The 10,198-nt window shown below is 45.7% G+C and carries 9 protein-coding genes and 1 tRNA gene; 1 reads left to right on the top strand and 9 read right to left on the bottom strand.

Going from position 1 to position 10,198, the window contains the following annotated elements:
* Positions 1-69: 69 nt before the first annotated feature.
* The 7 genes from AB4405_RS16245 to miaB all read right to left on the bottom strand — a co-directional run bounded on the left by AB4405_RS16245 (position 70) and on the right by miaB (position 7,366).
* Positions 70-327, bottom strand: coding sequence for an HPr family phosphocarrier protein (locus AB4405_RS16245; protein ID WP_102470818.1), 258 nt, complete (start codon positions 325-327; stop codon positions 70-72).
* Between the two features lie 299 nt (positions 328-626).
* Positions 627-1,595, bottom strand: coding sequence for a cysteine synthase A (cysK, locus tag AB4405_RS16250; protein WP_102470819.1), 969 nt, complete (start codon positions 1,593-1,595; stop codon positions 627-629).
* A gap of 206 nt (positions 1,596-1,801) precedes the next feature.
* Complete coding sequence (gene lnt / locus AB4405_RS16255) at positions 1,802-3,307, bottom strand: apolipoprotein N-acyltransferase (protein WP_372061843.1); 1,506 nt, start codon at positions 3,305-3,307, stop codon at positions 1,802-1,804.
* Positions 3,308-3,345: 38 nt separating this feature from the next.
* Positions 3,346-4,242: a CNNM family magnesium/cobalt transport protein CorC gene (corC, locus tag AB4405_RS16260; RefSeq protein WP_102470821.1), complete on the bottom strand. Its 897-nt coding sequence runs from the start codon at positions 4,240-4,242 to the stop codon at positions 3,346-3,348.
* Positions 4,243-4,306: 64 nt separating this feature from the next.
* The gene (gene ybeY, locus AB4405_RS16265; RefSeq protein WP_372061845.1) at positions 4,307-4,771 is read right to left on the bottom strand and encodes an rRNA maturation RNase YbeY; all 465 of its coding nucleotides are present in this window, start codon (positions 4,769-4,771) and stop codon (positions 4,307-4,309) included.
* A complete protein-coding gene (locus AB4405_RS16270; protein WP_241903171.1) occupies positions 4,771-5,874 on the bottom strand; it encodes a PhoH family protein in 1,104 nt (367 codons plus the stop codon). The genes ybeY and AB4405_RS16270 overlap by 1 nt, the downstream gene beginning before the upstream one ends.
* 67 nt (positions 5,875-5,941) lie before the next feature.
* Positions 5,942-7,366 (bottom strand): tRNA (N6-isopentenyl adenosine(37)-C2)-methylthiotransferase MiaB, encoded by a 1,425-nt coding sequence (gene miaB / locus AB4405_RS16275; RefSeq protein WP_102532339.1) that lies wholly within the window; start codon positions 7,364-7,366, stop codon positions 5,942-5,944.
* A gap of 262 nt (positions 7,367-7,628) precedes the next feature.
* Between miaB and AB4405_RS16280 the strand changes: the two genes are divergently transcribed.
* Positions 7,629-8,783 (top strand): 2-octaprenyl-3-methyl-6-methoxy-1,4-benzoquinol hydroxylase, encoded by a 1,155-nt coding sequence (locus tag AB4405_RS16280; protein WP_102470824.1) that lies wholly within the window; start codon positions 7,629-7,631, stop codon positions 8,781-8,783.
* 42 nt (positions 8,784-8,825) lie between these two features.
* Here AB4405_RS16280 and AB4405_RS16285 read toward each other — a convergent pair whose 3' ends face one another.
* Positions 8,826-9,857, bottom strand: a complete 1,032-nt coding sequence (locus tag AB4405_RS16285; protein WP_372061846.1) for a lactonase family protein — start codon at positions 9,855-9,857, stop codon at positions 8,826-8,828.
* A gap of 200 nt (positions 9,858-10,057) precedes the next feature.
* A tRNA-Leu gene (locus AB4405_RS16290) sits at positions 10,058-10,142 on the bottom strand.
* Between the last annotated feature and the right edge of the window lie 56 nt (positions 10,143-10,198).

Raw genomic sequence — 10,198 nt, forward strand, 5'->3', positions numbered from 1 at the left:
GCTGAAAGTGCGCGCTAAATCCAATAAAGCCACTTTGCTTAAAACAAAATGGCTTTAGAAGAGTGCTGCTTAGTGAAGCTCGTCCATTAGAGCAACTAGGTGATCTACTGCTTGTTGAGCCTGTGGGCCTTCAGCAGAGATAGTTACGTTAGTACCTTTAACTAGACCTAGAGTCTGTAGCTTGAATAGGCTTTTTGCGCTAGCGCTTTTACCGTTAGAAGTCACAGTGATGTCGGCGTCAAAAGATTTTGCTTCTTTAACGAACTGCGCTGCAGGACGAGTGTGAAGGCCGTTTTCTGCTGTGATTTCTACTTGCTTCTCGTACATTGTTAATACCCCAATTGATTTATTTTATGTTTGTTTTCTTGACTAAAGCGAGCTTAGCGCCATTTATTCGGTTCTGATATAGGACTAAATAGATGACTAAATAAGAACTGCATTGGTCTTGAATTGTAGGACATGATTGCAGTCTTCGCTGTCTACATCTCCTACGACTATCCGTTTATAGCCTATTTATTTTTAAGCTTAAAATAAAACTATCCTGATATTACCAAAGGCTGACAGAGATTCAACAAAAAAGCCCCATAAAGGGGCTTTTTTACAGCAAAATTTGATTTAGCAACAGATTATTGCTGAATCTCTTTATCTGTGAATATGCCTGCAAACAATGCAGAACTTAGGTAACGCTCGCCCGAACTTGGTAGCACGGTCACGATGGTTTTTCCTTTAAATTCAGGTAGTTCAGATAGTTTGTTGGCCGCTACAACTGCTGCTCCTGATGAGATTCCGGCAAGGATACCTTCTTCTTCCATTAGGCGGCGAGTCATTGCAATCGCTTCATCAGATGTTACAAGTTCCACGCGGTCAATAAGCTCTAAATCAAGGTTTTCGGGGATAAACCCAGCACCAATCCCCTGGATTTTGTGTGGTGCAGGTTTGATTTCTTCGCCAGCAAGCACTTGAGTGATGACTGGTGATTCAGCTGGCTCAACAGCAACCGATATGATGGCTTTGCCTTTTTCGCCTTTGATATAACGACTGGTTCCCGTTAGCGTACCACCGGTGCCGACACCCGCGACAAACACATCAATTTCACCGTCAGTCGCATCCCAGATTTCTGGCCCTGTTGTCTTTTCATGAATGGCAGGGTTTGCAGGGTTGTTAAACTGCTGTAGAAGCAGATATTTTTCTGGATTTGAAGCCACAATCTCTTCGGCTTTAGCGATGGCGCCTTTCATGCCCTTCGCGGCTTCGGTTAGTTCTAGATTTGCGCCAAGTGCTTTTAATAGCTTGCGACGTTCTAGACTCATAGATTCAGGCATAGTGAGTGTGAGTTTGTACCCACGTGCCGCTGCTACAAATGCCAATGCGATACCGGTGTTACCACTGGTTGGCTCAACAAGCTCAACACCTGCTTTTAGTTTGCCTGCTTTCTCTGCTTCCCAAATCATGTTGGCGCCGATACGACACTTAACACTGAAACTCGGGTTACGTGCTTCAATTTTTACCAGTACGTTGCCGTTACTTACTTTATTGAGGCGAACCAAAGGTGTGTTACCAATGGTGAGTGAGTTGTCTTCGTAGATCTTGCTCATTATATGTTCCTTCATTCAGTTAACCGTATCGGTCAGCGATTACATGCTAAGAATATGATTTTGTTCGTTGGGGGAGAAGAATTAAATAGTTATATATTATGGAGGAAAGTATGGGAGGTGTGTATTGATGAGGCTCATAGACTTAAAAAAAGCACAAAATCCAGGGCGAACTCGTGGTTGGTTCGTGGATTTTGTGCTTAATTACGTTACTTTCTACGCAAGAAAAAGGCTGCGCTTAGGCTCGCAAGCACCCAAAAGTAAAGCGGCCATGTGCCGGCTTCTCGATACCAGGTTGTACCGTTTGTTGGTGTGACTTCTGTGCGTAAAACGGCGGTCTCAAATTGTGGGATCTGAGCGGTAACCTTACCCATATAGTCCGTTACTGCCGTCACGCCATTATTTGTTGAACGGATGAGCGGAATACCTAACTCTAACGCTCGCATACGCGCTATTTCCATATGCTGTAATGGTCCGATTGAGTGACCGAACCACGCATCGTTAGAGAGAGTGAGAAGATAGTCGGTTTCTGGTGTCACGTTTTGGCGTACTTGTTCATTAAATATAATCTCGTAGCACAGTGCCGCTGCCATGTGCGCACCGTTGGCGACGATATTAGGTTGAACATACGCCCCACGACTGAATGAAGACATGGGTAAATTAAAGAAAGGTGCAATAGGGCGAAGGATATCTTCAAGCGGTACAAACTCACCAAACGGTAGGAGGTGGTGTTTGTGAAAACGTTCATCCATATCCAGTTCATAATCACCATAAGGGGTTTGACCGACGACAAGGATGCTATTGAAGTAACTGTCCGTCTCTGTCTTATTAATGACACCTGTAATGATCGCCGAATCGTTCATTTTCGCAGCAGAATCTAAGTTACTTAGAAATGACGGCAACTCAAACTCCATGGCTGGAATGGCCGCTTCTGGCCAAATGATAATATCAGCATCCCAGTTTTCTCGGCTCAAATCCGTGTACTTCATGATGGTTGGCCAGCGCTGGCTTGGCAGCCATTTTAACGCTTGGTCAACATTACCCTGGATCAGGGCTACGGTTTTAGTACGCGAATTATCAGGGGTGACCCACTCGTAGTGACGTAGTCCAAACCCAACAGAAAAGATGACCAAAGGAATCAGCGCGATCTGCCAGTATTTATTATAAATGGCATAGGCAAGACTACCCGCGGTGAGCAGGATCACAAAGGTAATGAGCTCAACACCGCCCATTGGTGCAAAGCTCGCAAGGGGAGAGTCAATCTGGCTGTACCCCAGCCAAAGCCAAGGGAAACCTGTCATTACCCAGCCACGAGCCCAATCAAAGATGAGCCACAATGCCGGTGCTGCCAATAGGTAGCGAGTTCGGTTGTCTTTGACAAAGAAGCGATTTAGCGACCATGCAAACAGTGCGGAATAAACGGATAGGTAACCGACAAGCAAGGACATCAGGAACACACTAGCAATCTTGGGCATTCCCCCAAAACTGTCAATGCTGACGTGTACCCAGCTAATGCCGGTTGCAAACTGGCCAAGGCCCCAAGCGTAACCAATGAAAAGTGCCTTACGTGCGGTTTGTCCTTGGATAAGCAATAGCAGAGCAAGTGGGCTTAATAATGCAAGCGGCCACCACTGATACGGAGCGAAGGCTAGGGTAGTGCTGGCGCCAACAAAAGCGGCCCCAATGGGCCGCAATAGGCGAAGATTATTCTTCATTTAATGATGGTCTCACTTAACCGGTGAACATCGTGCTGTTATTCTTCAGCACTGGGTGTAACCTCAAGATCGGGAATGGTCACTTGAACTTGTACGACGCGACGATTATCAGCGGCAGTTACTTTAAAGCTATAGTTTTCTATCTCAACCACTTCCCCTCTTACAGGTAGGTGACCGAACGCTGTCATGATCAATCCACCGACGGTATCGACTTCTTCATCACTGAAGGTAGAACCAAAGGTGTCATTAAACTCTTCGATTGTTGTCAGTGCTTTGACGGCAAACGTATGTTTGCTGAGCTTTCTGATATCGAGTTCATCATCGTCATCAAACTCATCTTCGATTTCGCCGACAATTTCTTCTAGGATGTCTTCAATGGTCACAAGACCTGAAACACCACCGAATTCGTCGACAACGATCGCCATGTGATAGCGTTCCTCTCGGAACTCCTTAAGCAAGCGGTCAACCCGTTTACTTTCTGGCACGACGACGGCAGGGCGAATGACTTCTTCAATGTCAAAAGGGGCACTATTGGAGCCCAAATAGCGGAGTAGGTCCTTAGCTAAGAGAATACCTTCCACATGGTCTTTGTCTTCGCTAATAACTGGGTAGCGAGAATGCTGTGCATCAGTCATTAGTCCAATCAATTTATCGAAGTCATCAGAACGTTCGATAGTGACCATTTGTGAGCGAGGCAGCATGATATCACGCACTCGCATTTCGGAAATTTCCATGACACCCTCGAGCATATCGCGTGTGTCATGGTCAATTAGGTCGTTAATCTCAGAGTCACGGATGACATCGACTAATTCTTGGCGATCTTTTGGCTCACCTTGAAATATTTGACCTAGGCGCTCAAAGAAGGACTTTCTACTCGGACCTTCAGATTTTTTGCTGTTTCCCTCGGGGTGAGAGGGAGAAGACTCTTCGTTCATGATTTCTCAATTCAGAATGCTATCAGACGTGTGATAGCGCACATAAGAAGAGGCGGAGATGCCTCTATTGTTTCTCTGCTATATAAGGGTCTTCAAATCCCATATCTAGCATGATTTCGGTTTCTAAAGCTTCCATTTCGTCGGCTTCATTATCGTCAATATGATCATAACCTAGCAGATGAAGGCTGCCGTGTACAACCATATGTGCCCAGTGTGCAGTTTGGCTTTTTGACTGCTCTTTTGCTTCTTTTTCGACAACTTGGCGACAAATAACCAGATCACCGAGCAAACTAATCTCGATTCCTGGCGGTGCTTCAAACGGAAAAGACAGCACATTAGTTGATTTGTCTTTGCCACGATAGTCGTGATTCAACTGGTGACTTTCTTCCTCATCCACAATTCTCACTGTGAGTTCAGCGTCTTTTTGAAATGGAGTGATTGTTTTGTCTAGCCAGTGCTGAATATCGGCTTGCGATGGTAACCCTTCTTCAGATTCGACCGCTAGCTGTAGATCAAGTTCAATGCTCATTATTCACCTGCCGATGGCGTTGTATTGGTTGTGCCATTATTTGCGGCGCTGTTATTGGCCTTAACTGCATCATATTCTTCGCGACGACGACGCTCAATTTCTTTACGAGCTTTTTGGTCTTCAGATTCCCACTTTTCATAGGCATTAACGATGCGAGCCACCACTGGATGTCGAACCACATCATCAGCTTGGAAGAAATTGAAACTGATCTCGTCAACATCACTTAACACTTCGACGGCGTGGCGTAGACCCGATTTAGCGCCACGAGGCAAATCTATTTGAGTGACATCACCAGTAATGACGGCGCGAGAGTTAAATCCAATACGCGTGAGGAACATTTTCATTTGTTCAACGGTTGTATTTTGGCTTTCATCTAGAATGATGAAGGCGTCGTTGAGGGTACGTCCGCGCATGTAGGCTAAAGGTGCGACCTCAATGACATTACGCTCAATGAGCTTTTCGACACGCTCAAAGCCCAGCATTTCAAACAATGCATCATAGAGTGGGCGCAAGTATGGGTCGACCTTCTGGCTTAAATCACCGGGTAAGAAGCCGAGTTTTTCGCCTGCCTCAACAGCAGGGCGAGTAAGCAAAATACGACGAATTTCTTGACGCTCGAGTGCATCAACGGCGGCAGCAACCGCAAGGTAGGTTTTACCCGTACCTGCCGGGCCAATACCAAAGCTGATATCATGCGTCACCATATTGACGAGATATTGCCCTTGGTTAGGCGTACGAGGCTTAATAATGCCTTTTTTAGTGCGAATAAATACTTCTTTACCGTGAGCCAACTCAGATTCAGCGGTTTGCTCAAGGACACCGGATTCTTTCACCGCTAGGTGAATTTGGTCAGGTTCAATATCAGGGAACTGACCACGAACTGGCGCAGTATCAACATATAATGATTTGATGATATCTAACGCAGCTGCAGTGGTATGTGGTTTACCCACAATGGTGAAAAAGTTGCTGCGATGATTGATTTCTACGCCCAAACGGCGTTCTAAGTGCTTGATATTGTCATCGAAAGGACCGCATAAACTAGAAAGGCGGCGGTTATCAGAGGGCTCTAGGTTAATCTCTAAGGTAACTATTTTATTACTCAATGTGGCCTCACATATGCCCTTTGGGCGATGTATAGAGCCCGATTGAGACCGGGCTCCTCATTAGGAGTTAAGGCGTAAAGGTTGCCACACCTAACTCATCTTCGCGACGAGTTTTTTCCATCATTTCTGTTGGAGACGTCACAACACGAAGATCGATATCTTTTTCAGTACGGAGTAACTCGCCTCGAAGAGAGTTTGCGAAGACATCAACGATTTTCACGTCAACAAACTGACCAATTAAATCTGCGCTGCCTTCAAAGTTAACCACTCGGCTATTCTCTGTACGACCGCGAAGCTCCATTAGGTTCTTCTTAGAAGGGCCTTCAACCAAGATTCGTTGCTCAGTGTCTAGCATTAGACGAGAGTATCGCATAGCTTGTGAATTCACCGTTTGTTGAAGCTCAGCCAGGCGATCTTTTTTGGTTTGCTCAGAAAGATCGCAAGGATAATCTGCTGCAGGTGTCCCTGGGCGTGGTGAGAAAACAAAGCTAAAGCTCATATCAAAATCAACGTCTTTGATCAGCTTCATTGTGTCTTGGAAATCTTTGTCGCTTTCACCTGGGAAGCCAACGATGAAATCAGAACTAATTTGAATACCTGGGCGCGCTTTTCTCAACTTACGAATAATCGATTTATATTCGATGGCAGTATGAGGACGTTTCATCATGGTCAATACACGATCTGAGCCACTTTGGACCGGAAGGTGAAGGAAGCTGACTAGCTCTGGCGTATCTTCATACACCGCGATGATATCGTCGGTAAATTCTAATGGGTGACTGGTCGTAAAGCGAATACGGTCGATACCATCAATGGAAGCGACAAGACGCAATAAATCAGCAAATGAACAAATATCACCATCGTGCATTGGACCACGGAACGCATTGACGTTCTGACCTAGAAGGTTGACTTCACGAACCCCTTGCTCAGCAAGTTGTGCGATTTCAAAAAGCACGTCATCCATTGGGCGGCTAACTTCTTCGCCACGTGTATACGGTACGACGCAGTACGTGCAGTACTTTGAACAACCTTCCATAATGGAAACGAAGGCTGTTGCGCCTTCAGCGCGTGGCTCTGGAAGGTTGTCGAACTTTTCAATCTCTGGGAAAGAGATGTCCATTACTGGCGCTTCATCGCTTTGAGAGCGACGAATCATTTCTGGTAGACGGTGAAGGGTTTGTGGACCAAAAATTACGTCAACAAACGGAGCACGTTTACGGATGTGATCGCCTTCTTGGGTTGCGACACAACCACCAACACCAATCACGACACCTTCTTTTTTGTCTTTAAGTGTTTTCCAACGACCGAGTTGATGGAATACCTTTTCTTGTGCCTTTTCGCGGATTGAACAGGTATTCAAAAGTAAGACGTCTGCTTCCTCAGGCACATCTGTCAGCTCATAGCCGTTTGCAGCATTAAGCAGGTCGGCCATTTTTGATGAATCGTATTCGTTCATCTGGCAACCCCAGGTTTTAATTAGCAGTTTCTTACTCATCACTATCGCTCGTCAGTTATTTAAATTTGGTAGAACTATTGTTTAAATTATAGCCGCCATCTCGGCGGTAAGCGGCGTATTGTACTGCTTTAAAAACCGCCTGACTAGTAGTAGCAAGAAAACTCTTTGAGCGCTTATGTCATCAATGATGCATGACAAAAATAGCCTCTGCATATGTAAGGAAATTTAGTGAAAATTACTCGCCCTTTGATGGTACGAACCGTACAATAAAAATACGTAGAATTCAGGGTAGTAGTGAACAATGGAACAGTTTGAAATCGTTGTCGTTGGTGGTGGAATGGTTGGCGCAGCCGTTGCAATTGGTTTTGCAAAGCAGGGGCGTTCGGTGGCTTTAGTTGAAAAATTCGAGCCTAAGGCCTTCGACGCTGCCCAACCCATGGATCTCAGGGTATCGGCTATTTCTCAACATTCCGTGGATCTACTCACGCAACTCGGCGCTTGGGATGAGATTGCCGCCATGCGGACCTGTTCATATTCTCGACTGGAAACTTGGGAAGCAGAAGAGTGTCGGCTTCGTTTTCATGCCGAGTCACTAGGGCTTGAACGACTTGGCTACATTGTCGAAAATCGATTGATTCAGCTGGGGCTGTGGTCTCAATTCGCTCAGTATAGCAACTTGAACGTTATTGATTCTGATGGCTTAGATTCGATATCGTATAATGGAGAGCTCAATACACTGTTACTTGAATCGGGTAGGCAACTTGAGACCTCGTTTGTTGTGGGGGCCGATGGAGCGAATTCGAAAGTGCGACAAGCGGCAGGTATTGGCATTACCGCATGGGATTATCGTCAAGAGTGTATGCTCATCAACGTAGAAACGACGCTGCCGCAACAAGATATCACTTGGCAGTGGTTTACACCTTCTGGGCCTCGCTCGTTTCTGCCGCTTTGTGGCCACCAAGGCTCACTAGTGTGGTATGACTCTCCAAGAAGAATTAAACAGCTCAAGGCGATGACACCTAAGCAGTTAAAGCTTGAAATCCAGCGTTGCTACCCTGCAGAGCTCGGAGAGATAGAGGTTTTGGCTCATGGTTCATTTCCATTAACACGCCGTCATGCACAGCAATACGCTAAGCACGGTTGCGTTTTGGTTGGTGATTCTGCCCATACTATCAATCCACTAGCAGGCCAAGGCGTTAACCTTGGCTTCAAAGATGTCGAAGCGCTCATACGGTTATCAGAGGGGCAGGCTTTAAGTTCTAAAGTTCTTAGTAAGTATGAGTTACATCGACGTCCAGATAACTTGTTGATGCAAACGGGTATGGATGTCTTTTATAAGGGCTTTAGTAATACGCTTTCGCCGCTGCAGTTTGCCCGTAATGCCCTACTTAAACTTGCCGAGCACTCGGGGCCGATTAAAACTCAGGTCCTTCGTTATGCGATGGGACTTAAGTAAAATGCGCTGTTAAGTCGGGGTATCCTCGTCATTACAACGTTATTAAGAGTGTCCAATGAGTACACAAACCGGGTTTGCTAGTGCCAGGGTCTCTGGCATCAGTGTGGGCTGACCTGTCTTTTTATCTAAAGAGAAGAAGGCAAGGTTATTGGAGTGTTGGTTGGCGGCAATGAGATATAAGCCATTTTGAGTGATGCCGATATCCCTTGGGAATACCCCATTACTAGCCACGTAACCTTGATAGCTAGGGGCAGATTGGCTCGTGATATCAAACCAACTGATCACGGACTGACCACGCCCAGTAATGTAGACATAGCGTTCATCTGGTGACAGTTTGATCGCGCCAGCCGCTTCCTTGCATTCGTGTTCAGGGAAGCCTTGTTGTGAATGAATTACCCGCCATTCCCCTCGACCCTTTCTTTCAATCACACACAGCGTCTCATCTAATTCACACAATACAAAGCCAAACAAACCGTCTTGGGTAAATACCAGGTGCCTTGGCCCACTTCCTGAAGGAAGTGAGAGCCGTTGCTGGTGAATAATATTATTTGAAGCATAGTGGTAAAAATTGAGTTCATCGATCCCTAGGTCGACGGTGACCAGTGAATTAGAGCGAGGAACAAACATCAGCTGATGACCATGTGGGCTCTGTTGTCGAGTCGGATGCTGGCCTTTCCCTGTGTTGTGAATCGATGCTAACTGATGCCCTATATGCCCAGTTGAGGTCAGACTAAATATGTCAAAACTGCCGGAACCATAATGTGAAACACCAAGGAATTGATGGCATTCGGACAAAGACACATGACAAGGGTAATCGCCTTGGAGTAACGTGATCGCTTGCTCAGTCATCGTGTTATCGAAGAAATACAAGGCGGTATTATCTTTGTGACTCTTTTCTGAAATAGCGTAGAAGCCGAGGGGAGATTGAGCAATATAAGATGGACTATCGACGTTAGAAACACGAAGTACGGTATTTGGTTTATCCGCCTCTAGATTCATCATGATCTGGCTAAACCCAGGCTGAACGCCTTCAGTATACTGCCCAACGGTTAGTGGGATGGTTGACTTCGACATATAACTTCTTTTGTTTGTGATGATGAATCACCAGAGTGAGGGAAGTTTGATGTAAAAAGTAGTGGAGGCGAGCGATTATGTGAGGGATGACAAAGCGTTAATCTAAACCTTGTTCGTTCAGAGTCACTGGGGTTTAAAACGAAAAAATAACTGGGGTTAAAACGAAAAAAAGTCCGTCAAATGACGAACTTTCTTGATAATGGTGCGGTCGGAGAGACTTGAACTCTCACACCTCTCGGCGCCAGAACCTAAATCTGGTGCGTCTACCAATTCCGCCACGACCGCAGCAAAGCTTTTCAACCTAAGTACAGACTTAGAGAAGAATATATAGTTAAGAAGAC

Source organism: Vibrio sp. 10N.261.51.F12, from assembly GCF_041471725.1.
GTDB lineage: Bacteria > Pseudomonadota > Gammaproteobacteria > Enterobacterales > Vibrionaceae > Vibrio.

Excerpts from the sequence above, each read along its gene's own strand:
- AB4405_RS16245 (WP_102470818.1), bottom strand. The coding sequence starts at position 327 with ATGTACGAGAAGCAAGTAGAAATCACAGCAGAAAACGGCCTTCACACT.
- cysK (WP_102470819.1), bottom strand. The coding sequence starts at position 1,595 with ATGAGCAAGATCTACGAAGACAACTCACTCACCATTGGTAACACACCT.
- lnt (WP_372061843.1), bottom strand. The coding sequence starts at position 3,307 with ATGAAGAATAATCTTCGCCTATTGCGGCCCATTGGGGCCGCTTTTGTT.
- corC (WP_102470821.1), bottom strand. The coding sequence starts at position 4,242 with ATGAACGAAGAGTCTTCTCCCTCTCACCCCGAGGGAAACAGCAAAAAA.
- ybeY (WP_372061845.1), bottom strand. The coding sequence starts at position 4,771 with ATGAGCATTGAACTTGATCTACAGCTAGCGGTCGAATCTGAAGAAGGG.
- miaB (WP_102532339.1), bottom strand. The coding sequence starts at position 7,366 with ATGAGTAAGAAACTGCTAATTAAAACCTGGGGTTGCCAGATGAACGAA.
- AB4405_RS16280 (WP_102470824.1), top strand. The coding sequence starts at position 7,629 with ATGGAACAGTTTGAAATCGTTGTCGTTGGTGGTGGAATGGTTGGCGCA.
- AB4405_RS16285 (WP_372061846.1), bottom strand. The coding sequence starts at position 9,857 with ATGTCGAAGTCAACCATCCCACTAACCGTTGGGCAGTATACTGAAGGC.